The sequence below is a fragment of the Lysobacter sp. K5869 genome (genome assembly GCF_018847975.1).
Lineage (GTDB): Bacteria > Pseudomonadota > Gammaproteobacteria > Xanthomonadales > Xanthomonadaceae > Lysobacter.
Window position 1 is genome coordinate 134,144 of record NZ_CP072597.1, and the last position, 24,885, is coordinate 159,028.

The 24,885-nt window shown below is 68.6% G+C and carries 20 protein-coding genes, 1 tRNA gene, 1 pseudogene and 1 riboswitch; of the genes and pseudogenes, 7 read left to right on the forward strand and 15 right to left on the reverse strand.

Annotated elements, in window-relative coordinates; genetic code table 11:
- Nucleotides 1-369 precede the first annotated feature (369 nt).
- The 6 genes from ampE to J5226_RS00570 form a co-directional block, all read right to left on the reverse strand.
- Nucleotides 370-1,281, reverse strand: coding sequence for a regulatory signaling modulator protein AmpE (gene ampE, locus J5226_RS00545; protein ID WP_215837918.1), 912 nt, complete (start codon nucleotides 1,279-1,281; stop codon nucleotides 370-372).
- Between the two features lie 186 nt (nucleotides 1,282-1,467).
- A complete protein-coding gene (nudC, locus tag J5226_RS00550) occupies nucleotides 1,468-2,412 on the reverse strand; it encodes an NAD(+) diphosphatase (protein ID WP_215840275.1) in 945 nt (314 codons plus the stop codon).
- A 17-nt stretch (nucleotides 2,413-2,429) separates the two neighbouring features.
- Nucleotides 2,430-2,804 (reverse strand): iron-sulfur cluster insertion protein ErpA, encoded by a 375-nt coding sequence (gene erpA / locus J5226_RS00555; protein WP_215837919.1) that lies wholly within the window; start codon nucleotides 2,802-2,804, stop codon nucleotides 2,430-2,432.
- A gap of 226 nt (nucleotides 2,805-3,030) precedes the next feature.
- A complete protein-coding gene (locus J5226_RS00560; RefSeq protein ID WP_255322947.1) occupies nucleotides 3,031-3,810 on the reverse strand; it encodes a DUF6776 family protein in 780 nt (259 codons plus the stop codon).
- Nucleotides 3,811-3,842: 32 nt separating this feature from the next.
- On the reverse strand, nucleotides 3,843-4,268 hold the full coding sequence (locus J5226_RS00565) for a polymer-forming cytoskeletal protein (protein WP_215837920.1): 426 nt from the start codon (nucleotides 4,266-4,268) through the stop codon (nucleotides 3,843-3,845).
- Between the two features lie 3 nt (nucleotides 4,269-4,271).
- Nucleotides 4,272-5,009, reverse strand: coding sequence for a DUF6776 family protein (locus tag J5226_RS00570; RefSeq protein WP_215837921.1), 738 nt, complete (start codon nucleotides 5,007-5,009; stop codon nucleotides 4,272-4,274).
- A 71-nt stretch (nucleotides 5,010-5,080) separates the two neighbouring features.
- Between J5226_RS00570 and J5226_RS00575 the strand changes: the two genes are divergently transcribed.
- Nucleotides 5,081-5,674: a DUF4126 domain-containing protein gene (locus J5226_RS00575; RefSeq protein WP_215837922.1), complete on the forward strand. Its 594-nt coding sequence runs from the start codon at nucleotides 5,081-5,083 to the stop codon at nucleotides 5,672-5,674.
- 584 nt (nucleotides 5,675-6,258) lie between these two features.
- Here the strand turns inward: J5226_RS00575 and bfr are convergent.
- The 3 genes and pseudogenes from bfr to J5226_RS00590 form a co-directional block, all read right to left on the reverse strand.
- Nucleotides 6,259-6,735: a bacterioferritin gene (gene bfr, locus J5226_RS00580; protein ID WP_215837923.1), complete on the reverse strand. Its 477-nt coding sequence runs from the start codon at nucleotides 6,733-6,735 to the stop codon at nucleotides 6,259-6,261.
- Between the two features lie 177 nt (nucleotides 6,736-6,912).
- Complete coding sequence (locus tag J5226_RS00585; protein ID WP_215837924.1) at nucleotides 6,913-7,116, reverse strand: (2Fe-2S)-binding protein; 204 nt, start codon at nucleotides 7,114-7,116, stop codon at nucleotides 6,913-6,915.
- A gap of 276 nt (nucleotides 7,117-7,392) precedes the next feature.
- Nucleotides 7,393-7,872: pseudogene (locus tag J5226_RS00590) on the reverse strand (RNA pyrophosphohydrolase); the annotation flags it as partial.
- Nucleotides 7,873-7,997: 125 nt separating this feature from the next.
- Here J5226_RS00590 and J5226_RS00595 point away from each other — a divergent pair.
- From J5226_RS00595 to J5226_RS00605, 3 genes are all read left to right on the forward strand, one after another.
- A tRNA-Met gene (locus tag J5226_RS00595) sits at nucleotides 7,998-8,074 on the forward strand.
- Nucleotides 8,075-8,279: 205 nt separating this feature from the next.
- Nucleotides 8,280-8,636: a 6-carboxytetrahydropterin synthase QueD gene (gene queD / locus J5226_RS00600; RefSeq protein WP_215840278.1), complete on the forward strand. Its 357-nt coding sequence runs from the start codon at nucleotides 8,280-8,282 to the stop codon at nucleotides 8,634-8,636.
- Nucleotides 8,637-8,962: 326 nt separating this feature from the next.
- Entirely contained in the window at nucleotides 8,963-9,382 is a 420-nt protein-coding gene (locus J5226_RS00605; protein ID WP_215837925.1) for a phasin family protein, read from the forward strand.
- 423 nt (nucleotides 9,383-9,805) lie between these two features.
- Here the strand turns inward: J5226_RS00605 and bioD are convergent, their stop codons facing one another.
- Nucleotides 9,806-10,492, reverse strand: coding sequence for a dethiobiotin synthase (bioD, locus tag J5226_RS00610; protein ID WP_215837926.1), 687 nt, complete (start codon nucleotides 10,490-10,492; stop codon nucleotides 9,806-9,808).
- A gap of 169 nt (nucleotides 10,493-10,661) precedes the next feature.
- On the opposite strand from bioD, the gene J5226_RS00615 reads away from it, so the two are divergent.
- From J5226_RS00615 to btuB, 3 genes are all read left to right on the forward strand, one after another.
- Nucleotides 10,662-11,144, forward strand: coding sequence for a GAF domain-containing protein (locus J5226_RS00615; protein ID WP_215837927.1), 483 nt, complete (start codon nucleotides 10,662-10,664; stop codon nucleotides 11,142-11,144).
- Nucleotides 11,141-11,602 (forward strand): TfoX/Sxy family protein, encoded by a 462-nt coding sequence (locus J5226_RS00620; protein WP_215837928.1) that lies wholly within the window; start codon nucleotides 11,141-11,143, stop codon nucleotides 11,600-11,602. Before J5226_RS00615 ends, J5226_RS00620 begins: the two co-directional genes overlap by 4 nt.
- A gap of 537 nt (nucleotides 11,603-12,139) precedes the next feature.
- Nucleotides 12,140-12,398: riboswitch (cobalamin riboswitch) on the forward strand.
- 122 nt (nucleotides 12,399-12,520) lie between these two features.
- Nucleotides 12,521-14,365: a TonB-dependent vitamin B12 receptor gene (gene btuB, locus J5226_RS00625; RefSeq protein WP_215837929.1), complete on the forward strand. Its 1,845-nt coding sequence runs from the start codon at nucleotides 12,521-12,523 to the stop codon at nucleotides 14,363-14,365.
- Between the two features lie 265 nt (nucleotides 14,366-14,630).
- Here the strand turns inward: btuB and J5226_RS00630 are convergent, their stop codons facing one another.
- The 5 genes from J5226_RS00630 to J5226_RS00650 form a co-directional block, all read right to left on the reverse strand.
- Nucleotides 14,631-15,536: a hypothetical protein gene (locus J5226_RS00630; protein ID WP_215837930.1), complete on the reverse strand. Its 906-nt coding sequence runs from the start codon at nucleotides 15,534-15,536 to the stop codon at nucleotides 14,631-14,633.
- The gene (locus J5226_RS00635; protein WP_215837931.1) at nucleotides 15,533-16,453 is read right to left on the reverse strand and encodes a hypothetical protein; all 921 of its coding nucleotides are present in this window, start codon (nucleotides 16,451-16,453) and stop codon (nucleotides 15,533-15,535) included. The genes J5226_RS00630 and J5226_RS00635 overlap by 4 nt, the downstream gene beginning before the upstream one ends.
- Nucleotides 16,454-16,514: 61 nt before the next feature.
- Entirely contained in the window at nucleotides 16,515-19,865 is a 3,351-nt protein-coding gene (locus tag J5226_RS00640) for a hypothetical protein (protein ID WP_215837932.1), read from the reverse strand.
- 228 nt (nucleotides 19,866-20,093) lie between these two features.
- On the reverse strand, nucleotides 20,094-22,373 hold the full coding sequence (locus J5226_RS00645) for a hypothetical protein (protein ID WP_215837933.1): 2,280 nt from the start codon (nucleotides 22,371-22,373) through the stop codon (nucleotides 20,094-20,096).
- A gap of 95 nt (nucleotides 22,374-22,468) precedes the next feature.
- Nucleotides 22,469-24,625 (reverse strand): hypothetical protein, encoded by a 2,157-nt coding sequence (locus J5226_RS00650; RefSeq protein ID WP_215837934.1) that lies wholly within the window; start codon nucleotides 24,623-24,625, stop codon nucleotides 22,469-22,471.
- Nucleotides 24,626-24,885 lie beyond the last annotated feature (260 nt).

The window sequence follows — 24,885 nt, forward strand, 5'->3', positions numbered from 1 at the left end:
CACGCCGGGCTCCCGTGCACACGCAAAGCGCGTTCCGTCGTCGCTGTCGCCGTTGCCGGCTGTTGTCGCGGCCGGACGCCCCAGGACGCCGGCCCGGGCCTGTCTCCATCGCAGCGCGCGGACCGTCCAGCCCCCTCGGCAGGACCGCCTTTCGACGCCGGGGTGGCCAGCGGCTCAGGCTCGCGCGGCTCGCGACTTCTGCAGAACCCGAACGTACAAACGCGCGGCGGCGCGCGCCCCCCTACCCGTTGCCGGGCGGCAAGGTGCGCAAAGCACGCGAAATGCGTCGAAACTGCGACAAAAACGAAGTTGGGGCTGACGGGCGGGAGAAATCGGCGGACCGGCGGCGGGGCCGGTCCGGGCAGCCGTTCAGGCCACGAAACCGGCGATCACGAACAGCGCCAGCACCGCCAGCCACACCAGCAGGCTGCGCCAGACCAGACTCATCGCGTCGCGCAGCTCCGGCACCTCGCCGGTGACCACGGCCACGGCCTGCCCCGGCACGCCGGATTCGTTGACGTAGTCGGCGGCCTCCTCGGCCAGTTCGCACTTCACGCTGGCGCGGGCGACCGCGCCGAGGAAGCGGTTGTCCAGGCTGAAGCGCGCGCCGCCGGATTCGCGCCAGGCGCCGAGCACGGTGTCGAAGTTGCCGACCAGGGCCATCGCCAGGGTCAGCAGCTGCGCCACCGGCCAATCCAGCAACGACAACAAGGTGCGCGCGCCGCCGAGGGTCTCGCCGGGCAAGCGCCGCGAGGCCTCGCCCTCGGCCGCCAAGGCGGTCAGGCGATAGCCGAGCGCGCCGACCGGGCCGAGCAGCAGGAACCAGAACAGCACGCCGAACCAGCGCCGCAGCGCGCTGCGGAACACCGCCTCGACCAGCGAACCGCCGTCGAGCGCCGGAGTGGCGCCGTCCGGCCACAGCCGCGCCGCGGCTTCGCGGCGGGCGCCGGCGTCGCGCGCGGAGGCCAGCGCTTCCACATCCAGGTCCAGATCGCGCGGGCCCCAGGCGTAGAACAAAATGAAGATCGCGAACACCAGACCGCCGAGCCCGATCAGCGGTTCGGCCAGGGCCAGTTGGAACAGGCTCACCGCCAGCAACGGCGGCACCAGCGCGATCACGATGCCCCAGCGGCCGCGCCAGAAGCTGCCCTCGGGAAAGCGGCTGTCGATCCAACGCAGCCAATCGTCGAACCAACCGAAGTGGCGCACGCCGGCGGCCAGCGATTGGGCGAGATGGCCGAGCACCAGAGCGACGACGGCGGCGATCAGGGTGACGGACATCGGGACGACGCTCCTGGCGTGGCGAATCTGGCCCGGATTCTAGCGCGACCGTGTGCAGGCGAGGTCGCGCACGACGGCAGCGCTGACGGTCGCGCAAACGCATCGAGCCTGAAGCCCTCCCGCGGCGTCGCGCGTGGAGGGCTTCAGGCCCGATGCGTTCTGCGGCGCGACCGCCTCATACCCCGGTCAACGCCGCGCGCGTTCCTCGGCGGCCAGCCGCCACTGTTCGATCAGCCAGCGCGAAATCGAGATGCTCGGCGACAGCAGATAGCCTTCGCCGTCGTCCGCGCCGCGTTCGCCGCGCGCGATGGCGGCGCGGATTTCCTCGAGGGTGAACCAACGCACTTCTTCGAGTTCGGCGCTGCTCTGCGGTTCGTCCGCGCCGGCCTCGGCGGCGAAGCCGAGCATCAGCGCGCCGGGGAACGGCCACGGCTGCGAACCCAGATAGCGGCAGCTGCGCACGCGCACGCCGGTTTCTTCCAGCACTTCGCGCGCGACGGTCTGCTCCAACGATTCGCCCGGCTCGACGAAACCGGCGATCACCGAGAACCGGCGCGCCGGCCACGCCGCCTGGCGGCCGAGCAGCAAGCGTTCGCCGTCGCTGACCGCGACGATCACCGCCGGATCGGTGCGCGGGTAATGTTCGATGCCGCATTGCCCGCAGCGGCCGGCCCAGCCAGCGCGCTCGAATCCGACCATGCCGCCGCAGACGCCGCAGAAACGGTTGCGGCCGCGCCAGAACTGCAGCGCGCGCGCCTGGGCGAACACGCTGGCGTGCAGCAGCGGCCAGTGCGCGGCGGCGGCGCGCAGGTCGACCCGACGCGGCGCGTCGAAGGCGACCAGTTCGGCGTCGATGGCGAACCACGCGCCGCCCTCGCCGTCGAGGCCGAGAAAGATCGCCGCGCCGGGCCCGCCCGGACCTTCGCTGAGTTCGCGGCCGAGCGGCGCGCGCAAGGCGCCGTCGTCGCCGGCCAGCGCGTTGCCGGTGGCGTCGAGCACGATCACCCGCGCGCCGGGCCACAGTTCGATCAAGGCCTCGGGCTGATCGCGCAGATGATCGGCGCGGTCCAGCGCCGCGCGCCAGGCCGCGTCGGCTTCGACGAAGGCGAAGGGGCGCGCGGCCTGCGTCAGGGCGGCTTCGGCGGTACTCACACGCCGAACGAGGAACCGCAGCCGCAGGTGGTCTTCGCGTTCGGATTGCGGATCACGAACTGCGAGCCGTGCAAGCTCTCGGTGTAGTCGACTTCCGCGCCCATCAGGTATTGCAGGCTGAGCGGATCGACCAGCAAGGTGACGCCGTCGGTCTGCACCGCCAGATCGTCCTCGCCCTGCTGCTCGTCGAACTCGAAGCCGTATTGGAAGCCCGAGCAGCCGCCGCCTTGGATGTAGACGCGCAGCTTGAGCGCGTCGTTGCCTTCCTCGGCGATCAGCTCGCGCACCTTGCGCGCGGCCGAGGAGGTGAACTGCAGCGGGCGGTCCAGCGACTGGTAACCCGGCGCGGCGTTGAGCGTGGCGATTTCCATGTGCAAAGGATAAGGCCGCGTGCCGCGCATTCAAGCGCGTCAGACGAACACAGCGGATCGCGGCGTGGCGCGTGGAGGTGCGGTTTGGGGTGGTTGGGGGGCTGGCGGCGCCCTGCGCGGCCGTAAAGCCGGGTCGCGGCTCGAATACGGGCTGGGGCGGGAAGCGGTCCGGCGAATCTCACCGCGACGGGACGCTCAACCCCGGCGGGCGCTTCCGCGCCCCCGATCAACCGCCCGAGTGCCCCACCTCGATGGTCGGCACCGGCACGGCGTCGCGGGTCGCGTCCGCCCAGGTGAAGGACTGCTCGACCGCGGCGCCGGACTGCGGGGTCAGCCGTACCGTCACCCGCACCGGGGTCAGCCCGGCCGGCACGAACACATCGCCCTCGACCTGCTCGAAATATTTGAACGAATAGGCCGCGCCCGGCGCGTCGGCCTGCTGGCGCAGGTCGCTCCAGGCCAACTTTTCGAGCTTGCCGTTGCGGGTGCCTTCCAGGGCCAGACTCAGCCGCCCGGCGCTGACCGCGCCGCGGTTGAGGTTCTGGGTCAAGGTGGTGGTGAAGTGCCAGGCCGAGGGCGCGCCGTCCTGCGGCTGCATCTTCAAGGCATGCACGGTGAGGCCGCGACGCTGGCCGGTGGCGCCGACCAGACGCTCATAGAACGCCACGTCGGCGCGCAGGCCGGAGATCTCTTCGTCGCGCTCGGCCAGGGCGCTCTGCAGGTCGCGGTTGGCCTGCCGGCTGATCGCGTCCGAGCGGCCGAGGGTGGCCACGCGCTGGCGCAGCTGTTCCAGCTCGGCCTGCATCTGGCGCGGGGTCTGCGCCGCGGCCGGAGCCGGCGGCGGCGCGTCCTGGCCGCTGAACGACCGCCACAGCCCCCAGGCGCCGAACGCCAGGGCCGCCGCCAACAACGCCATCGCCGGCAGGCGCCAGCGGTGCGACGGGTGCGCGGCGCCCGCCGCCGGGGTCGCCGGGGCGGGACGGGGTTGGCTGCTTTGCTCGCTCATCCGCCCCAGCGTGAGGGCGGCGGCGGCCGGGCTCAATCCACCAGGACGCCGGCGGTAATCGCGGCTTCAGGCGGCGGCAACGCGGCCGCGGCGTCGGCGTGGATCAGGCGGCCGGTGAGCTGCGAGCCGGCGGTCATCTCGACCACCTTGTAATGGACATTGCCCTCGACCCGGGCCTTGGAGGCCAGCTCGACCCGCTCGCTGGCGTAGACGTCGCCGTGCAGGGTGCCGTTGATGACCACCACCGGCGCGCGCACCTCGCCCTCGATGCTGCCGTTCTCGGCCAGGGTCAGGCTGGCCGGCTGGCCGTCGACGGCGATCAGCTTGCCGATGATGCGGCCTTCGATATACAGGCCGCCGCTGAACTGCAGGTCGCCGCGGATCACCACCTGCGAGCCGATCATGGTGTCGACCTGGCCTTCGCGCAGCGGGGCCGGTTTGCTGTTGGTCTTGAACATCTGTCAGGTTTCCCCAGTCGTTACGGTGACACCGCTCTTCCAGCCGAAACGCTGCTCGATCGAGGCGTTCTCTCCGCGCAACGAAACGCGTACGCGTTGCGGAGTGAACCCGGCCGGCAGCATCACGCTGCCGTCGAGGGTCTGGAAGTAGCGGAAGGAGTAGTCCTGGGCGGGCGCCTTGGACTTCTGGTGCAACTCGTCCCAACCGATGCTGGCGAGCTTGCCGCCGCGCACCCCCTCGACCTGAAACTGCAGCCCCCCGCTGCTCACCGCTCCGCGGTTCAGGTTCTGGGTCAGGACGATCTGGTACCGCCAGGTGCCGCCGGCCTCGGGGTGGAATTCCACCGAATGCACGTTCAGCCCCTTGGCCGGCGCGGTGGCGCCGACCAGGCGTTCGTAAAAGGCCACGTCGGCGCGCAGGTCGGAGATCTCCTCCTCGCGCTGGGCCAGCGAGCTTTGCACCTGCTTGTTGGCGGCGCGGCTGATCTGGTCGGAGCGCTGCAGGTTGGCCTCGCGCTGGGCCAGCTTGTCCAGCTCGCCCTGGCGCTGGCGCAGCTCGCGCTGGGTCTGGTCGAGCTCGGACTTGAGCTTGGGCAGCTGCGGCGCGGCCAGCGACTGCGACCACCACCAGGCCAGCGCCAGCGACACCGCCCACGCCACGCCTACCGCCGACCAGATATAAGGTCGCTTGTCCGGCTGCTGCTGGACGATGACGAAGCGCGGCGGCGGCGTTTTGCTCATGCGAGAACCTCGACGGCCCGGAGCCGCCGCTTTACCTATACTCAACCTTCAATCTTAACGGGAACGCCACGATGTCCGATGCGCACCTGTTCGCAGTTGGCGTAGTTCTGGCCTGGCTGTCGGGCGTGCGGGTCTACCTGACCGTGTTCGGGGTCGGGCTGGCCGGCATGTTGGGCTGGCTGGACCTGCCGCCGGCCTTGCAGGCGACCCAATCGCCGTGGGTGCTCGGCGTCTGCGGCCTGCTGACGGTCGGCGAGTTCTTCGCCGACAAGATCCCCGGCGTGGATTCGGGCTGGGACTTGCTGCACACCCTGCTGCGGGTGCCGGTCGGCGCGTTCCTGGCCGCAGCGACGATGTCGCCCGACGGCCAGCTCAGCGGCGGCGCCCTCGCCGCCGGCGCCGGCGTGGCGCTGACCAGCCACCTGCTCAAGTCCGGCTCGCGCGCCCTGCTCAACACCTCGCCCGAACCGGTCAGCAACTGGGCCGCCTCGATCACCGAGGACGCCGCCGTGCTCGGCGTGCTGGCGCTGGCCTTCGCCCATCCGTGGCTGAGCCTGGGCATCGTCGCGACGATCACGTTGGTGTTGGTGTTGGCGCTGTGGTGGCTGTGGCGCTTGCTGTTCCGGCGGCGCAAGCGCGAGCCGAAGCCGTTGCAGGCGGGGTAAGGCCGCGGCCGGTTCGTTCGGAAAAAAACCGCCGGCCGCGCTGGCGGCTTTTTCGTATGCGCGCGGTTGTCGCCGAAGCTTCCTGTAGGAGCGGCGTAAGCCGCGACCGCGAGGTTTCCGCTCGCATCGCCGCTTTCGGCGTAGTTGCGTTGCCGCGGTCGCGACTTGCGTCGCTCCTACAGGCAGCAAAGGCCGTTGCGCGGCGAACGGGTTGAATCGTTTTTCAGAAGCAACGATACGCCCCATCTCAAACACTCTGGCCGAAGCCCCTGTAGGAGCGGCGCGAGCCGCGACCGCGAAGCTTCCACTCGCGCCGCAACGTTCGCCGTAGTTGCGCTGCCGCGGTCGCGACTCGCGTCGCTCCTACAGAAAGCGATCGCCGCAACGTTTCGAGCGGCCACAAAAAAAGCCGCCGGCACGTGGCCGGCGGCTCGGATTTCGTCTGGCTGGCTCGACGATGCGCATCGCCGCGGCTGGCTGGAGACTTCGCCGCTCAACGCGGCTGCGGCGCATCGATCCGTCTGGCTGGCGTCGGCTGGCTCGTGGATCGCGCCGCGGCGAGGGAGCGCGAAGCTCCCGCGCGCTTACTCGTCGCCTTCGATCTTGGTCAGCAGATAATTCTGCTCGCCCAGGCGCCCGATCAGCGCCAGCTGGGTTTCGATCCAATCGACGTGCTCTTCTTCCGAATCCAGGATGTCGGCGAACAGCTGCCGGCTGACGTAATCGCCGACGCTTTCGCAATGCTTGATCGCTTCGCGCAGCAGCGGGATCGCGTCCAGCTCCAAGGCCAGATCGCACTCCAGCAGTTCGCGCGGGTTCTCGCCGATGCGCAGCTTGCCCAGCGCCTGGAAGTTCGGCAGGCCGTCGAGGAAGAGGATGCGGTCCGACAGCTTGTCGGCGTGCTTCATCTCGTCGATGGACTCGTGGTACTCGTGCTCGGCGAGTTCCTTGAGCCCCCAGTTCTTCAGCATCTTGGCGTGCAGGAAGTACTGGTTGATCGCGGTCAGCTCGTTGAAGAGCGCCTTGTTGAGAAATTCGATGACTTTGGGATCGCCCTTCATGGCCGGCCTCCGGTTGCGATGGGCGGCACTGTAGCCCTTTCGCGCGGGCCGTGACGAAACGCGAATCGTGCGCAACGGGACTCGCGAATCGCTCGCATGCGCACGCGAAAACGGCCGCTCACGGCGGCCGTTGTTGATCGAACTCGAAGCGCGCGGCCGAAGCCGGCGAGAAGTGCGTCAGGCCGCTTGCGGCAACACCGACAGCGGCAGTTCGCGCACGTTGCGCGCCTGCTCCAGCAAAGCGCCGGCCAGTTCCAGGCAGCTGCCGCAATTGGCGCCGGCGCCGGTGCGCATGGTCAGCTCCGGCACGCTGCGGCAACCGGCCTCGGCGGCCTGGCGGATATCGCGATCGGTGACTCCGTTGCAGATGCAGACGTACACGGGCGCTGGTCTTCGGTAGGCAGCCGGCTGGCTGCGGAGACCATTCCGCCACGAATGAGAATGATTGTCAATTAACGGCAGCCCAATCCGCCACGGCCGTCGCCCAGCCGGGTCGGCATCCGTCCGGAGGCCGCCTCAGACGCCCGGCTCGGACCCGCCGCCGCAGGCCGAATGCCCGCCGCCGCTGCGCGCGCGCGGCCGCTGGTGCTGGCGACCGCCCAGCCCGGCCTCGCGGCGCGGATCGGGCACCGGGCACGGCGTCGGCACCGCCAGGGCGCCGGCCACGTGCTGGGCGAACGGAGCCAGATGGCGCAGGGCGCTGGCGTAGACGCCGCGCTTGAACATCACCACGTGCTCGATCGGGTACCAGAAATCCACCCAGCGCCAGTGATCGAACTCGGGCTTCTCGGTGGCGTCCAGGCACAAGTCCGACTCCTCGCCGGTCAGCCGCAGCAGGAACCAGACCTGTTTCTGGCCGATGCAGACCAGCCGGTCGTTGCGCCGCACCGCCCGCCGCGGTAGCCGGTAACGCAGCCAGCCGGGGGTGGCGCCGAGGACTTCGACGTGATGGGGGTGCAGGCCGGTCTCTTCGCGCAGCTCGCGGTACATCGCCTCGAGCGGGGTCTCGTCCGAGTTCATCCCGCCCTGCGGGAACTGCCAGCCGTCGCGATGCACCCGGCGCGCCCAGAACAGGCGGCCGTCCGGATGCATCAACACGATGCCTACATTGGGTCTGTAGCCGTCCGGATCGATCACGATGCGGACTCCGAATTTCACTGTCTCCGACTCTGCCACGGGGTCGGCCAGAGGACAAGCCGGGCAAAACGCGGGCAAAGGATTGACAAGACCGGCGCGGACATGAAGAATGCGCGGCTCACCGTGGCTATGTAGCTCAGCCGGTTAGAGCACAGCACTCATAATGCTGGGGTCGGTGGTTCGAGTCCACCCATAGCCACCAATAAGACAACGCGCCGCAACACCGTCCGGGCCCGCCAGCGCAGCGGGCTTTTTCGTATCCGTTCCTCGGATCCGCGCCGTCGCATTCCGCCGCCCGCAGCGTTTCGCCGCCGGGTTCGCGCCCTCGCCCCGGCTGCGCGATCATTGTCTCCACGCGCCGGCGCCGCCGGCTCCGCACCCGCAGCAGCACCGCCGCCATGCCCGCCATCGATATCTTCAAGGTCTTCACCCTGGAAGCCGCGCACCGGCTGCCGAACGTGCCGGAAGGCCACAAGTGTGCGCGCCTGCACGGCCATTCGTTCCGCATCGAAGTGCATCTGCGCGGCGAAATCGGCGAGCACAGCGGCTGGCTGATGGACTACGCCGACGTCAAGAAGGCGTTCCAGCCGATCTACGACCGGCTCGACCACCACTACCTCAACGACATCGACGGCCTGGACAACCCGACCAGCGAGCGGTTGGCGGTATGGATCTGGGAACAGCTCAAGCCGGCGCTGCCGCTGCTGAGCGAGATCGTGGTGCACGAGACCTGCACCGCCGGCAGCCGCTACCGCGGCCAGTAACTCCCGCGCCGGCGCCTCTCGCGCCGGCCTTTGCGACGCGACCGGCCCGCCGCCCCGTTTCCGGGACGGGTCATGTGCGCGCCACCGTTCCGACATCCAGGCCCCGCAGCCTCGCGGGGTCGCGGCCGTGCGCGCGTGCGCAAGAACCCCCACCCGGTCACGCTTTGCCTATTCAGCTTGCAACCCCGTAACTGACTGACCGGGCAGGCTTTCTGAACGATTCAGCACCGCTCGTCGGCGTCATGTTGCGCCGCAACAAAGACCGGCCTATGCTGCAACGCACCATCCAGCCCCCACTCGTCTGGACCACTCTCAGGAGCTCAGCCATGTACCAGCAGTTCAACGAACAGTTCGCCGCCGCCACGCGCCAGTTCGCGGACACGGCCGCTCAGGTCAACCGCCTGGCCCTCGACAACGCCGAGGCCGTGTTCGGCCTGCAGATCGCCGCGATCGAGGACCGCGTCAACGCCACCTTCGCGTTCTTCGGCGAAGCCGCCGAGGCCCGCGACTTCGACGCCCTCAAGACCCTGTTCCCGAAGGGCGTGCAGGTTGCCCGCGAGAACGTCGAGCGCGCCGTCAGCACCGGCCAGGAAGCCTTCGGCCGCACGCTGAAGACCAACGAAGCCATCGCCGAGCTGGCCAAGTCGCAGGTCGAGACCGCCGCCAAGGCCACCCAGGCCAACGTCGAGAAGGCCACCAAGGCCGCTGCGAAGGCTGCCGCTCCGGCCGCCACCGCCGCCAAGTAAGGCGTCGCGGCCGCCGTCTCTCTCCCGGCGGCCCGATGCGAGGAAAGAACCCGGCAGCGCGAGCTGCCGGGTTTTTTCGTGTTTGGGGAACGGCGGGGTGGACGCCTGCGGGGTTTCGAAGCCTCCCGGTAGGAGCGGCGTGAGCCGCGACCGCGACAACACGGCTACGACGAGAGTGGCGGCGCGAACGGATGCTGCGCGGTCGCGGCTTGCGCCGCTCCTACAGTCGCTTCGTTGCGGGTTCGGTTGCTGCGTGTAAGAGCGGCGCGGGCCTCGGGGGACGCAAGCGGTGGCGTTCGCGGGCAGGGCGTGGGAGCCGGGCTTCGGCTATGGCGCTTTCGGGGCGTCGCTTCGGTTGGTCGCGGCTCACGCCGCTCCTACAGTCGCTTCGTTGCGGTTTCCCGCTTGCCGGCAAGCGCGGTTTCAGTAGACCGGGCGCAACGCCGCCGCCAACACCGCCGGATCCGGCTGCGCCGCGAACGGCAAGCGTCCCCAGCACGGCACCGGCAAGCGCCGGCGCAGGATTTCGAAATTCTCGTCCGCGCGCGCCATGTGCGGGTCGATGCCATTGGCGATCCAACCGATCAGTTCGACGCCGTCGGCCTGGATCGCGCGCGCGCTCAAACGGGCGTGGTTGATCGCGCCCAGGCGCAGGCCCACCACCAGCACCACCGGCAGTTTCAGCGCGCGCACCAGATCGATCTGATCGAGCTGCGCGCTGACCGGCGCGGCCCAGCCGCCGACGCCTTCGACCACGACCGTGTCCGCCTGCGCGGCCAGACGCGCGTGCGCGGCCAGGATCGGTGCGAGCGCAATCTCTACGCCCGCTTCGGCGGCGGCGATTTCCGGCGCCAGCGGTTGCGGCAACGCGTAGGGATTGACGTCTTCATAGCGCGGCCGCGGTTCGCTGGCGGCCTGCAGCAGCAGCGCGTCTTCGTTGCGCCAGCCGTCCGGTCCGGGCTCGCAGCCGCTGGCGACCGGCTTCATGCCGACCGCGCGCGCGCCGCCGGCGCGCAGGGCGTGCAGCAGGGCGGCGCTGGCGACGGACTTGCCGATCCCGGTGTCGGTGCCGGTGACGAACAGGCCGGAAAGCCGGTGCGTTGGGGTCATGCGGGTTCTCGCGGCTGGAGCGGCCGCGCGCCGGCGCGGCGGAGGCCGGCGCGGCGCGCGTGCGCGCTGGTCGGAAGGCGGGCGGGCGCCTGTGACTGATCTCGCGCTTTCTCCGGCGCCGCCCAGCGGGCATGGTAGTCGCAGCGGACGCCGCTGTTACACTCCGAAGATGTTTACTGCCTCCACACTTTCGGGCGGAAAGTCCGAGCAATACGCCCAATTGGTCGAGCAGGCGCGCGCCTTGCTCGACGGCGAGCGCGACCGCGTCGCCAACGCCGCCAATCTGTCGGCCTTGGTCAATCAGGCCCTGCCGCAGCTCAACTGGGTCGGGTTCTATTTCTTCGACGGCGCCGAGCTGGTGGTCGGCCCGTTCCAGGGCCTGCCGGCGTGCGTGCGCATTCCGCTCGACAAGGGCGTGTGCGGCGCGGCCGCGTCCAGCCGCGCAACCCAGCGCGTGGCCGACGTGCACGACTTTCCGGGCCACATCGCCTGCGATGCGGCCTCGCGTTCGGAAGTGGTGGTGCCGCTGACGCGCGGCGAGGAACTGATCGGCGTGTTCGACCTGGACAGCCCGGTGCCGGACCGTTTCGACGCCGACGATCAGGCCGGCCTGGAAGCCTTGGCGCGGGTCTATGTGGAGTCGTTGGCATGAGCGGAGCGAAGCTGCGCAACATCGGCCCCAAGAGCGCGGCGTGGCTGCGCCAGGTGGGGCTGCGCACGCACGAGGACATCGCCGCGATCGGCACGGTCGAGGCGTTCATGCGGGTCAAGCGCGCGGGCTTCAAGCCGACCTTGAACCTGCTTTACGCGATCGAAGGCGCGCTGCTGGACTGCCATTGGCAGGAGATTCCGGACGAGCGCCGGCAGGAGCTGATCCTGGCCGCCGACGCCGCCACCGCGCTGCTGCCGGCGCCGCGCAACAAGCCGGCGGCCGCGCCGGTGCGGACCACGGTGCATAACGAGGATCGGCACGACGAAGGCTTCGGCGGCTTCGGCGGCGGTCGCGAAGAGCCGCGCGATCACGACGAAGAACGCGACGGCGGCGAGCGCGATCGCGACGGCGGCGACGATCATCACGGCGGCCGCGACGAAGACGACGGGCGCGATTGAGCGGCCCTGGTCCGGCTCCCTGCTCTCGGCAGGGGCGGGACGATCTTTGGAACCCTTCTCCCGCCAGCGGGAGAGGGACGAAGCGCGAGACGTTCGCGCAAATCCACGACGCCCGGCGTTCTGAAGCGCCCCTCCCACCGACGGGAAGGACAAGCGCCGACGACGCCCGCATCACCCGGCTGCCCGGGAAATCCTTAAGCCCACTCCCCTCATGGAAGATGGAGCCCGCGGCGGCAACCCACCGACGGGAAGGACGAGCGCCGGCGACGCCCGCGTCACCCGGCTGTCCGGGAAATCCTTAAACCCATTCCTCTCATGGAAGGTGGAGCCCGCGGCGGCACCCCGCCGACGGGAAGGACCAACGCCGACGACGCCCGCGCCACCCGGCTGTCCGGGAAAACCCTCGAGCCCACTCCCCGCTCACGGAGATGGAGCCCGCAGCCCGGCCACCCGCAGATTCAGAAGCCCCGCTCCCGCCCGCGGCACGGGGATTCGAGCGAGCGCCGCCCGCCGGGCAGCCCCGCCCCACTTCGCGTACACTGCGCCCCGCTTCGAGGTGACCCCGCGGCCAGGCCGCCGGGTTGAAACGGGAAGCCGGTGACGTCCGGCGGCGCGGATCGACGATCCCGCCGCGGCCAGTCCGGCACTGCCCCCGCAACGGTAAGCGCGCCCAACGCGCGGCATCGCCACTGTGCCACCGGCCTTCGCGCCATCGGCATGGGAAGGCGCCGCGCCGGAACCGGTCCGCCGGTTCGGCCCGCGAGTCCGGAGACCGGCCCCGAAGCCCCCACAGGTTGCGATGCGGAGGGCATCGCGGCGGTCGCCGCGCCTTCGCGCCGGCCTCGCTCGCGTTCGCTCTCCCCCGCTGCCGCCCTTCGCCGTACGTCGCGCGCAGGATCGCGCGCGCAGGAGTGTCTTATGCGTCGTTTCACCTTGCTGTCCCTCGCCATCGCCTTCGCGCTGCCGGCCGCCGCCGTCGCCGCGCCCGCCGGCGAGGCCACCGATCTCGATCAAGTCGTGGTCACCGCCAACCGCACCGCGGTCAGCGTCAACGACTTGCTGACTCCGGTCGACGTGCTCGACCGCGCCGACATCGAGCGCAGCCAGGCGCGCGACCTCAACGACCTGCTGCGCGGCCGCGCCGGCATCACCATTTCCAACCAGGGCGGCGCCGGCAAGCTGACCACGCTGTTCCTGCGCGGCAGCGAATCCGACCATGTGCTGGTGCTGGTCGACGGCATCCGCATCGGTTCGCCGACCTCGGGCCTGGCCTCGCTGCAGGATCTGCCGCTGGAGCTGATCGACCGCATCGAGATCGTGCGCGGCCCGCGTTCGAGCCTGTACGGCGCCGACGCCATCGGCGGCGTGATCCAGGTGTTCACCCGCCGCGAGCGCCAGGGCTTCGCCCCGCGCGTGCACGCCGGCGGCGGCAGCAACGGCACGGTCGAGTTCGGCACCGGCTTCGGCGGCCGCAGCGGCCGCGGCTGGTTCGGCGCCGACTACAGCTTCCGCAAGACCCAGGGCATCAACGCCTGCCGCGGCGCCGGTTTCCCGGTGTTCGCCGGTTGCTTCACCGACGAACCCGATCGCGACGGTTACGAGAGCCACGCGCTGTCGCTGCGCGGCGGCGTCGAGATCAACGAGCAGTGGAGCGTGGAAGGTCAGGCGCTGCGCGCGGAAGGCCAGAACGATTACGACGGTAGCTTCGTCAATTACTCGGAGACCGTGCAGCAAGTGGTCGGCGGCAAGGTCGATTGGCGTCCGAGCGAGCGCGTGCACGTGCAGCTCAGCGGCGGGCGCAACGTCGACAGCTCGGATAATTTCCTCGGCGCGGTGCCGATGGGGTATTTCAGCACCAACCGCGACAGCGCTACCTTGCAGGCCGACTTCAACCTCGTCGAAGGCCACGTGTTGACCGCGGGCTTCGATTGGCTGCGCGACGAAGTGCGCAGCGACACCGTTTACGACGAAAGCGCGCGCGACAACAAGGCCGGCTTCGTCCAGTACCAGGGCCGCTTCGGCAACCAGTCGTTCGAGGCCAGCGTGCGCCGCGACGACAACGAGCAGTTCGGCGGCCACACCACCGGCGGCGCCGCGTGGGGCCTGAACTTCGCCCAGAACTGGCGCGTCACTGTCGGCTACGGCACCGCGTTCAAGGCGCCGACCTTCAACGAGCTGTACTACCCGTTCTTCGGCAACGCCAAGCTCAAGCCGGAAGAGTCCAAGACCTGGGAAGTCGGCCTGGCTTACCGCGGCGAGAACTTCAACGCCCGCCTCGACGGCTTCGACACCCGCGTGGACCAGCTGATCACCTTCGACTCGGCGATCAACCTGCCCAACAACATCGAACGCGCGCGCATGCGCGGCGCCGAGCTCGGCATCGACACGACCTTCGCGCAGTGGACGCTGGCGGCGAGCGCGAGCTGGCTCGACACCGAGAACCGCGTCGGCTTCTACCGCGGCAACGACCTGCCGCGCCGCGCCAAGCACAGCGCGCGCATCGACCTGGACCGCGCCTTCGGCAAGTTCCGCGTCGGCGCCACCGCAGTGGGTTACGGCTCGCGTTACGACGACGTCGCCAACAGCAACCGTCTGGGCGGCTACGGCACGCTGGACCTGCGCGTGGAGTACGCATTCAACGACGCGCTGACCCTGCAGGCGCGCGTGGCAAACGTGTTCGATCGCGAGTACGAGACCGTGTCGTACTACAACCAGCCGGGACGCGAGTGGTTCCTGACCTTGCGTTACGCGCCGAAGCCCTGAGGGGTTCGGGGTCGGTCGTTGACCGGTCTTGAGCGGTAGACACGAAGCCCGGCTCCGGCCGGGCTTCGTTGTTTCCGAAAGCTCGTGTAGGAGCGGCGTGAGCCGCGACCAACCGAAGCGATGAAATACCACGCGTCCTTACGGAGAGACTGACCTCCCAAGCACTAAGAGCGGTGCGGACTCGGTCTTCGGTTGGAGCGCTCTTATGAATTCCTTCGGTTGGTCGCGGCTTACGCCGCTCCTACAGGCGCTTCGTCGCGATTTCTCAGGCCATTGCGGTGAGTTGTTCGTCGAGTTCGGATTGTTCCCGCATTCGTCGATGGCGACTCGCGCGCATGGCCTCCTGCGCCCACTCGCGCAGGCGCGCGAGCTCGGGCGAACGCCACACCGCCACGCCGTAGGGGCTGCCGCATACCGCGTGATCCCGCCGCGTACTGCGTTGTTCCGCATCGCATCCCCAGGCCGTCGCCGAAGCCCGACGATGCAACGCTTGCATCCCGCGCGCGCCGCACTCGGCGGCGTGATCGAGCGCGAGCGCGAACTCGGCCGGGTCGGGATAGAACGGCGACAGGCTCGCCGCGCGCAGGTCGTCGTCGCCGGCCCATTCCACCGCGGCGGCGAGCATCTCGCCGGCCTCACGTACGCCGGGCAGGTGCGACAGGTCCAACGCCGCGAACAAGGCCAGCGCATTGGCGGTCGCGGTGCAATCGACCAAATCGCGGCGGATGCCTTCACGGCTCCAGGTAGCGAACACGCCGGGCCGCAGCCACGGCGGACGCAGCAGCGGAAAACCGGCGACGCGACGGCGCGCGATGGTCAGGCAGGCGACGCGGCGCGCCTCCTCGCGGCCGACGCGGCCGGCACGCACAAGCTCCAGCAGCATGATCGCGGTGTCGTCGGCATCGTCGGGCAGATCCGGCGCCCACTCGGGCCGCGCGTCCTGCGGCCAGAAGCGGAAGCCGCCACGCGCCGAACAGCAGCGTTCCAGCGCATCGAGCAGCGCCGCCGGCACCGGCAAGCCGCGCCGCCGCAGCGCGCGCACACCCAGCGCGGTAACGAAGCCGTTGCGGTCGGGCAAGCGTTCGTGGCCGATGGACACTTCGCTGAGGATGAAGTGTGGTTTCGCGGCAGTCGCGGCATCGAAGCCCCGGGCGAGCGGCGCGGCGCTCATGTCGGCCGCACGCCGCATTGCACCCAGGCGTTGCCGGTAATGTCGGCGCCGACGCCGATCATGCCGTGGCGCCAGCGCCCGTCGGCCGGACCGGCGGCGAGCGCGGCGTAAACCTGCGCCGAGCGTCCCTCGCCTTGCGCGCGCAGGCAACGTTCGACTTCGGCGTCGTCGCGGAAGATCGCCTTGGCGAAGGTGAACCACGTCAGCGCGCGCACCTGCCCTTGCGCCGACAGCGCCAGACTGATGCCGGACGGACGCGGCACGTCGTCGGCCGGCAGCACTTGCAGCAAGCGCCGCAGCAAGGCCGATTCGTCGCCGAGCGCCGCGCGCGCGAGCTGGCGCAGCGCGGCCAGATCGAGCTCGTCGGCGCGCGCGTAGCACTCGACGCTGCCGTCGGGATTGACGCCGCACATGCGCCAGAACAACAGCGAGGAATCGAACAAAGGATGACGCCCGCGCCACTGCGGCGGCAACCGGCCCTCGGGCAGATCGGCGTAAAGCTTGGCGGCGAAATCGTCGCCGTGCCGCGCCGAGGCCCAGGCGCCGAACTTCAGCCGCGCGCCGCGCTGATGCTCGATCCACGGCCGCAGATCGCCGGGCCAATCCAACGCCCGCGCCGCGCTGTGCAAACGCGAGGCGTCGTCGGCCTCGGGCTCGGCGACTTCCGCGGTCCAACGCACCGCCGCTTCGCGCGAGGTCCAGGCGAACTCCACCGGCAGGCCGGTGTTGGTCAGCGAACTGAAGCTCCACGCCACCTCCGGCCAGCGCGACGCCACCAGCGGCGCCAGCGTACGCGCCAGCAGCGCGCCTGCTTCGTCGGCCTGCGCGGGCAGCACCCCGCGCAGGCGTTGCAAGGTCGCCGCGACCGATGCGGGCAAGACCGCGTCGCGCGTCGGATGCGGCGCCGCATCGCTCATTGCCGTCGTCTCCGTGCGTTGGCCGTCCCTGGCGATGTTCGCGTCCATGCCCGATCTCCTCTTATTGCACCGCGACCAGCTCTTCGCTGTCCTCGACCCAGGCGCGCTGGTCGAACTGCCCTTGCATGCCGACGAAGGTGAAGCGCCGGCGGAACTTGCGCTTGTCGCCGTTCTTCAGCGCGATGCGCAGCTTGATCGGATCGGTCTGGGTGCCCGCCATCTCGATGCGCTCGCTGCGCTTGTAGGCGCCGTCCTCGTACTTCACGTCGATGTAGACGCGCTTGACCGCGGCCGGATCGAACACCGGGATGAACTCCAGTTGCAGCGCGTCTTCGAAGCTGTCGTGGATCAACAGCTCGGGCACGTCGACCTCGACCGGCGGCGCGGCCGGATCGGGCTGCGCCGCGCCCTTGCGCCGCTGCACGATCTGATACGTCACGCCGCGGTTGGCCGGCGCCGGCTTGGCGCCGCGCAGACGCCAGGTCTTCGGACCCGAAGTCGCGGTGAGCGTCAGCGTGGTCTTCGGCTCCGGCGTGGCGTAACCGCGCGCCTGCAGCTTGACGTCGATCGCCTCGACCACGTCCCAATCGACATCGCCCGGAGTCGCGGTGATCTGACGGAACTCCACGTGCTCGTAAGGATTGACGAACAGCGTGCGGTCCTCGGTGCGCTCGGCCGGAATCGTGTACGAGGTGCGGTCGGCGGCCCAATCGGACTGCGGATCGAAGTGGTATTGGTACGACGCGTCGTAATCGATGTCGCGGGTTTCGTTCATGAACACTTCGAAGCGCTTGACCGCGGCGTCGCCCGGCGAGAACACGAAGTCGGCGTGCTTGTGATCGCGCGGCTTGGTCTTGTCGCCGTAGTCCAGCGCCACTTGCGCCGACTTCAGATCGATCGGCTCGAACGCGATCGGCATGCTCGCCTCGACCGCGAACTGGCGGAAGAACGGATCGTCCAGATCGATTTCCTTGAAGTACTTCGACTTGTCGCGCAGGTCGCCCAGCATTAAACCGAAGAAGCCCTGCGGCGCGTAGGTGCGGCGCACCGCTTCGGCGCGGTTGTAGCGCAGGGTGAGCTTCTTGCGTTCTTCCTGATGCACGAACTTGAGCTTGAGCGAGAGGCTGGCCGGCGTCGGCGGCGTGGGCACGACCGGCGGCGTCACCGGCGGAGTCACCGGAGGCACGACCGGCGGGACGACCGGCGGAACCACGGGCGGCACGACCGGCGGCGTGATCGAAGCGGGCCGGCGCAAACGTCCGTGCCAACGGTTCGGCGCGGTGCCGGCGGCGCGGCCGGTGACGTGGACGACGCGGTTGTCGGGGTCGCCGCCCATCGCCGAATGGGTACCGGGCCGGCTGCTCGCCGGCACGTCGCCGTTGGCCGCTTGCGCCGAGATCGTGTACGGCACGCCGGCGCGCTTGATCACCGCCAGCGCGACCTCCAGGCGACGCTGCGACAAACGCCGGTTGTAACGCTCGCGTTCGGTTTCGCTGGCGCCGCTGACGTGCTCGTGGCTGGCATAGGCCTGGACGTTGAGCGCGCGCGGCGCCGGCAGGCTGCGGACCCAGGCGATCAGGCGATCGGCGCCGCGCTCGCTGCCGCTCCAGTTGCCGTCGCCTTCGATGCGCAGCGTGCCCGACGCGTCGCGATAGCGCGGGTCGGTCGTGGTGTTGTCGACGTAAGCGCGGTACTGCGTCGACGGCGGGTTGAGGTTCCAGCCGGCTTCGGCGGGTTTGTCGAAATCGAAGAACAGGCCGAAGGTCTGGTCTTGCGTGCTCGCCGGCCATTCGACGTCGATGCGCTTGCTCGAATCGGCGGGCACGGTGATGTTGACCCGGCCCTGCGCGTCGGCGGCGACGACTTGATCGTCGACCTTCACCACCGCGCCGGCACCGCTGACGGTGATGGTTTCCTGCAGGCCGCTCGCGGCCGGCGTGTGGGTGACCGACAGGCCCGCGGGCAAGGGCGAGGGTTCGGTGGAATCGACGGTGAGCGCGGCGGGTTGGATCTGCGGCGCGGGCGGCGTGGTGCCGCCGGAGGTGCCGCCGGAGGTGCCGCCTGAAGTTCCACCCGAGGTTCCGCCCGACGTGCCTCCCGACGTGCCTCCCGAACTGCCGCCGCTGGCCGCGCCGGTGCGCGCGCCGCCGCTGCTTGCGCCGGTGGTGCCGCCGGAGAAACCGCCTCCGCTGCCGCCCGAGCTACCACCGCTCGAACCGCCGCTGCTTCCACCCGAGCTGCCACCGCTCGAACCGCCGCTGCTGCCGCCCGAGCTGCCGCCGCTCGAACCGCCGCTGCTGCCGCCCGAGCTGCCACCGCTCGAACCGCCGCTGCTGCCGCCCGAGCTGCCGCCGCTCGATCCGCCGCTGCTGCCGCCCGAACTGCCGCCGCTCGATCCGCCGCTGCTGCCGCCCGAACTGCCGCCGCTCGATCCGCCGCTGCTGCCGCCCGAGCTGCCGCCGCTCGATCCGCCGCTGCTGCCGCCCGAACTGCCGCCGCTCGAACCGCCGCTGCCGCCCGAACCGCCGCCCTGCCCGCCGTTCGACCCACCGCTCGATCCGCTGTTGACGGTCGCCGGATCGGTCGCCAGCTTGCCCGGCACCAAAGTCGGTTCGAACCACTTGCTCAGCAGATCGTTCTTGAAGAAATCCAGCGCCCACTTCTCCTGATCGCGCCGGTCTTCCGCATCGGTGAAGGCCTCGACCTGGATATCGATCACGCCGTTCTGCACCAACGACTCGAACGCCGCGTCGATGCCGGCCTTGAACCACGCGTACTGCCCTTCCAGGCTGGCGCTGAAGTGGTTGTAGATGCGCTCGAAGTCGGCGGTGATGGTGACCCGCAGCGCCGGCCGCATGGCCAGATACTTGAAGTCGTAGATCACGCCGATCGGCGTCATGCCGTCGCTGAGCGCTTGTTCGAGGATGGTCGCGCCTTCCGCCGACAGGCTCAGGCTGAAGGCCGCGCGGTTGGCCGCGTCCATCGACGGCACCGTCGCGCCGAGGATGTGCTCGACCGCATTGAACGTGCCCGGCGCGGCCGGCTGCGCCGAAGTGCCGCCGCCGCCCTGCGCGTTGAGCGCGATGCACTGCACCGTGCCTTCCTCGAAGGTCGCGCAGGTCAGCCGCACCGGCAACACCACGCCGGGTTCGGCGTTGAGCCGGCCGATGATCTTCGACTCCATCGACGACGGCAGCTGCAAGGTGGTGACGAAGGTGACGAAGCCGCCGCCCTTATCGGCCGCGCTGGCGTCGGCGACGCGGTACTTGAGGAAGTTGAATTCCTTGCGCCCGTCGGCCTGACGCTTGGCCAGATCGACCGGACCGGGCAAGTACCAGAACTGGCTCTTGTCGGCGTGGTCGCGGAAGACGGTGATGCCGTCGATGGTGATGGGTTTTTCCAGGCTGAGCATGACGAACTCCGATGGCTCTGCGGTGGGCGCGCGGGGCGCGGCCGTTCCTTGTTCTGTTGTTGCGGGGCCGGACGGCGCGCCTTGCGCTGCGTCGTTCCCGCGAACGCGGGAACCCAGGGCTTCATCGAGGCATCGCGCTGAAGTCTCTGGATCCCCGCATTTGCGGGGACGACGTGCTGCAAACGAACGTGGCGTCCGGCCGCTGCGTCGCTGGGTCTTCGCGACCGGTCAAGGCATCTTCAACACCAGATCGGTGGTATCGCTCGGCGCCCAGTTCACGTTCTTGTTGGTGCCGTTCTCGAGCAGATAGCTGGCCTTGTACTCGTAGCGCATGCGCGCCGGATCCAGGTAGTCGTACTCGAACTCGCCGCTGGCGCCAGCGCTGTCGAAGTCGAAGTCCTCGGCGAACGACAGCCCGCCGGTGAAATCCTCGAAGCGCAGCGAGACTTTCACCCGGCGCATCTTGCGCTTGGCGAAGTCCAGCGGCGGCTTGACCGTGACGATGCGCCGGCCCTTCATCCCCGACTTGAGCATGATCCGGCTGCCGTTGGTGACCGACTCGGGAATCTCCTCGACGTCGCGCCCGTCCTTGTAGAGGATGCTGACGCTGTAATAGACGCCCTTGACCTCCGGATTGCGAAGATCCACCGCGAACACCTGCGAGGCCGCGCCTTCCTGGAACGACATCTGCATCTCTTCCTGGACGTTGTTGGCCTTGTCCGAGTAGCGCAGATCGACGAACACTTCCTGCACGTCGTTCCAGTTGAAGTTCGGGATCACCTGGACCACGCGCCGGGTCGGGAACGGGTTGCGCACCATCACCTGCGGCTCGTCCAGCGGCGCCCAGTCGCGCACGGTGTCGCCGCCGCTCATGCCGTGATGGACGATGCGGACCTCGTAGCCGGTCTTGCTCGGGTCCATCATGAACATCTTCCACACGCCGGACGGCGAATCCTTGGTCAGCCGCACCAGATCGTTCTGGTTGATCTTGTTGGCCGGATCGCGATAGCGCAGGAACACGTCGACCGAGCTGTAGCGCTCCCACGGGAAGTTCTCGGCCAGCACCGGCACGGTGTTGATCGCGTACAGGTCGCGCGGAATGATCTCGATGTTCTCCACATCGAAGCTCTGCGGCTTGGACTTGAGCTTGGTCGGCCGCTCGGCCGCGTCCACGCCCTTGAAGCTGACCTCGTACTCGACCTGCACGTCGCGCTTCATCTGGCCCTTGTCGAGCTGGCTCAGCCACTCGAAGCTGGCGTCGCCCTGGCTGGCGCCGAGCAGCGCGTTCTGCGCCTTGTCGCCGTAACGCACCCGCACGTTGATGCTGCCGATGTCGTCGGCGGCCAGATCGGCGCGCGAGATCACCTTGACCCGGCGCTTCTTGAAGAAGTCGTTGTCCAGGCTGATCTGCTTGACCAGCCGCTCGCGCGGCACGTTGCCTTCGCGGATGGTCTTGAACAGCGCCGCCAGATGGCCCTGCGGATAGATCGAGCGCTTGACCGCCACGCGTTCGGAGAAGTTGACGTTGAGCTTCTTCTTGTCGACCCGCTTGTAGTCCATGCGCTTGTAGCTGAAGCTCGGCAGCAGCGCGCCGATCGGGCCGCCGGCGGCCATCGCCGCCGAACGCGAGGCGAACTTGCCGAGCGCGTCCAGGCCGGCCTCGAAGTCGGACTTCTTCTCCGGCGTCCACGGCGGCAGGCTGGGCTGGAAGAACGCGTCGGTGACCATGTTGCGCACCTGCGCCAGCGCGGCGTCGCGGCGGTCGATGATGCCCTTGGTGTCCTCGCTCTCGGCGACGAAGGTGTCGGACTCCAGCACGATCGCGCGGCTCTCGACCAATTCGTCCACCGCCTTGCCGATCTCGGTGGAGAAGAAAATGTTGCCGCCGGAGAAGCTCTCGTCCATGTGCTTCTGCACGCGGTCCCAATCGATCTTCAGATTGATGTTGTAGGCCGGGCGCAGGCCGAGGAAGTCCAGCGAATAGATCACCGCCACCGGCAGGATCTCGCCGTCCAGGCACTGCTCCATCACCGTGTAGCCGTCCTGGTCCAGGCGCACCGAGAACGCGGCCTGGTTCGCGCCGTACAACGCGGGTTTGGCGGCCTGATCGATCTTGAGCACGAACTGCGGCCCGGCGCCCGGCGTGGGCGCGGTGTCGCCGGTGGCCTTGCCGAGCATCATCAGCTTGACCGCGCCGTCTTCCAGCGGCACCGGCGCGATCCGCGGCTTGTTGCGCAGGTTTTCGCTGTTGGCGATCTCGCGCGCCAGATCGTCGATCTGCTTCTGGCTGGCGCCGAGATTGCAGTCGAAGTTGAGGAAGCCGCCGGTGCCCGCGTCGCCGCGGAAACCGATCAGCAGGAACTGCGGCACATCCAGGCCCAGCGCGTTGTCGCGCACGGTGGTCAGATGCGGGTTGAGCGGCATGTAGTACCACTGCTCGGGATCGGCGTGGTCGGGGAAGACCGAGATGCCGTTGATCTCGCGGCTGCGGCTATCGAGGAGAAGCATGATCGGACTCCTTCCGAATCAAGCACAACGAAAAGGGAAATCGCTGGAGGCCCGATGCGCGGCGGACCCGCCGCCGCGCATCGCGAACGCCCGGCTCAGGCGGCGGGCAGTTCCAGGAACAAGGTCATGTCGTCCTTGGTTTCCGGACCGACCACCTTGCGGCTGCCGTCGGTGAGGAAATAAGTGACGGTGGCCTTGTAGTCCGGCGCCTCGCCGTCGGTCAGCGGCAGCTTCCAGCTCTTCTCTTCGTCGCCGGGCTTGAAGCGCAGGTCGGTGCGCTTGGTGCCGTGCGCCAGCGAGACGCTGACCAGCTTCAGCTCGTCCCAGTTCAACAGGTCCGGCACCACCGACACTTCCAGCTGATCGAGCTTCTTGCCGACCAGGATCGTCGAGCGCGTGGCGACCTTCTCGGCCTCTTCCTTGCTGGTGCCGTCGGCGAACAGCGTGGTCACCGAGTACTTCACCTCGCCCAGGGTCTCGTCCACCACCGGGAAGGTCCAGTCGAAGGACGTCATCTCGCTGGACAGGGTGACGATGGTCTTCTGGTTGTACTTGTTGGCCGTGTCGGCGTAGCTCGCATCGACGGTGATCGAGGCGATCTCCTCCGACAGGTTGCCGGCGGCGCGGAAGCTCACGGTCTTGGTCGAGGAGAACGGATCGTCGACGTACAGCTCCTTGGCCTGCTGCTTGTCGGTCTTCTTGATCTGGCGGCCGTCGGCCAGGGTGTAGAGGAACTCGAGGTCGATGTCCTCGGTGCGCGGCTTGCCGATGATCTTGCGCAGCTGGAAGGTCGGCGTGTCCTTGGTCATGTTGAACTTGGCTTCGACCGGCTGCTTGCCGTACTTGTAGCGCACGGTGATCTGGGTGCGCGGCACCTGGGCGAAGTCCAGATCGCCCGGGCCGATGTCCAGCGCCAGCACGCCGAGGTCGTCGACGTTGATGGTGAGGTTGGTGTCGTCGGTCTTGATCTCCTCCGACACCTGCTTGAACGTCGCGCCCTTGTAGTTCACCGTCACCTGGTAGGTGAAGTCGCGCTTGCCCTCGTGCACGAAGGCCTCGAACTTGGCGACGTCGTCGGGTTTGGTGAACACGAACTCCTGGACCTTCTTGTTCGGCCCGTACGGATAGCGGATCTTCACCTCGACGCTGTGGATCGGCAGGTTGGCGAAGTCGGCGTTGACCCGCATCACCACCTGCACGGTCTTGAGGAACTCGTCCAGGTTGATCTTGGAGTAGTAGTCCTCCCACTTCAGCGGCTTGTTCTTGTCGTCCTTGAGCGAGGTGATGGTCGGCAGCATGCCCTGCGGATTGCGGTTGACGATGACCGCCTTGGCCTCGCTCCACTCCACCCGCACGTTGGCGATCTGCGATTTGTTGATGGTGCGGCGGATGTCCTCGATGCCCGAACCCTCGCGCAGCTCCTTGGTGTTGGGATCGACTTCGGCGATCTCCTTGAGCATGTTGCGCTGGACCGCGGCCTCGAGCTGCTTGTTGATGATCGCGCGGATGTCGGACTCGAGCTTGGCGTTGTCCTCGGCGCTGATGTTGGGCGCCTGCACGAACTCGAAGTGGGTCTTGGTGACGTCGTTCTTGTAGCGGCTGGAGTTGACGACCTCGGTGTAGCTGTCCTCGCTCCAGAAGTTGTCCTCGGTGTTGATGTCCTGGAAGAAGCTGTAGAACTCCGAAGCGTTCCAGGTGCCCCAGGCCTTCATTTCCGGCAGGCGCATGTAGCAGTTCATCTTGTAGACGACCTGCACCGCCGAAGCCGAGCCGGTGCTCAGGGTCTCCTTGAAGATCGCCGTGCCCAGCTCGGACAGCTCGACCATGAACGACGCGATGTTCTTGCCGTAGATCGAGGGCTTGCCGGCGCCGCGGATCTTCTCCACCAGCGCGCCGCCCTCGCTGAGCAGCAGCTCGACGGTGCCGTCGGTCCACACCACCGGCGCGATCGCGACCTTGGGCACGGTCTTGCCCTTGTACTTGTCGGCCAGCTTCTTCTGCAGTTCGTCGGTGATCTTCTTCTGCACGTCGGCCGGCACCGACAGCTCGGTGTCGAAGGCGATGAAGCCGCCGAACTTCTTGCCGCCGTCCTCGCGGATCTGGCCGTATTCGACGAAGCGCATGGCCAGGCCGCCGCTGGCCATCTTCGCGAAGGTCGGCGCGTTGGGCATGATGTAGTAGGTGAAATCGTTGGCGTCGTCGCCGTACACCACGTGGTCGAACAATGTGTCGACGTTGTCGATCTTAAGCATGGACTTGCTCCTTATCCTCTATGGTCCTGAGACGTTTTTCGTCCTGAAACGTTGTCTGCCGCGGCGCGTCGCGCAGTGCGCCGATGTCTTTTCGCTTTCGCCCGCCGCCGCCGCGAGGCGGGCGAACCGCGATGGCGATCCGCGGCCGGATGCGTTGCCGGCTCGAATCTTCCAACGCCGATCACAGTTCTCACCGGACACGGAAAAACACAGGTTTTTCCGCTGTTTTTCGCGCCTTTTCGCGGGCGCGAAAGCTCCCG

What these genes read in the sequence shown, in the direction of transcription:
- ampE (WP_215837918.1), bottom strand. Translation starts at nt 1,281, where the DNA reads ATGTCCGTCACCCTGATCGCCGCCGTCGTCGCTCTGGTGCTCGGCCAT.
- erpA (WP_215837919.1), bottom strand. Translation starts at nt 2,804, where the DNA reads ATGGAAATCGCCACGCTCAACGCCGCGCCGGGTTACCAGTCGCTGGAC.
- J5226_RS00560 (WP_255322947.1), bottom strand. Translation starts at nt 3,810, where the DNA reads ATGAGCGAGCAAAGCAGCCAACCCCGTCCCGCCCCGGCGACCCCGGCG.
- J5226_RS00565 (WP_215837920.1), bottom strand. Translation starts at nt 4,268, where the DNA reads ATGTTCAAGACCAACAGCAAACCGGCCCCGCTGCGCGAAGGCCAGGTC.
- J5226_RS00570 (WP_215837921.1), bottom strand. Translation starts at nt 5,009, where the DNA reads ATGAGCAAAACGCCGCCGCCGCGCTTCGTCATCGTCCAGCAGCAGCCG.
- J5226_RS00575 (WP_215837922.1), top strand. Translation starts at nt 5,081, where the DNA reads ATGTCCGATGCGCACCTGTTCGCAGTTGGCGTAGTTCTGGCCTGGCTG.
- bfr (WP_215837923.1), bottom strand. Translation starts at nt 6,735, where the DNA reads ATGAAGGGCGATCCCAAAGTCATCGAATTTCTCAACAAGGCGCTCTTC.
- J5226_RS00605 (WP_215837925.1), top strand. Translation starts at nt 8,963, where the DNA reads ATGTACCAGCAGTTCAACGAACAGTTCGCCGCCGCCACGCGCCAGTTC.
- bioD (WP_215837926.1), bottom strand. Translation starts at nt 10,492, where the DNA reads ATGACCCCAACGCACCGGCTTTCCGGCCTGTTCGTCACCGGCACCGAC.
- J5226_RS00615 (WP_215837927.1), top strand. Translation starts at nt 10,662, where the DNA reads ATGTTTACTGCCTCCACACTTTCGGGCGGAAAGTCCGAGCAATACGCC.
- J5226_RS00620 (WP_215837928.1), top strand. Translation starts at nt 11,141, where the DNA reads ATGAGCGGAGCGAAGCTGCGCAACATCGGCCCCAAGAGCGCGGCGTGG.
- btuB (WP_215837929.1), top strand. Translation starts at nt 12,521, where the DNA reads ATGCGTCGTTTCACCTTGCTGTCCCTCGCCATCGCCTTCGCGCTGCCG.
- J5226_RS00630 (WP_215837930.1), bottom strand. Translation starts at nt 15,536, where the DNA reads ATGAGCGCCGCGCCGCTCGCCCGGGGCTTCGATGCCGCGACTGCCGCG.
- J5226_RS00635 (WP_215837931.1), bottom strand. Translation starts at nt 16,453, where the DNA reads ATGAGCGATGCGGCGCCGCATCCGACGCGCGACGCGGTCTTGCCCGCA.
- J5226_RS00640 (WP_215837932.1), bottom strand. Translation starts at nt 19,865, where the DNA reads ATGCTCAGCCTGGAAAAACCCATCACCATCGACGGCATCACCGTCTTC.
- J5226_RS00645 (WP_215837933.1), bottom strand. Translation starts at nt 22,373, where the DNA reads ATGCTTCTCCTCGATAGCCGCAGCCGCGAGATCAACGGCATCTCGGTC.
- J5226_RS00650 (WP_215837934.1), bottom strand. Translation starts at nt 24,625, where the DNA reads ATGCTTAAGATCGACAACGTCGACACATTGTTCGACCACGTGGTGTAC.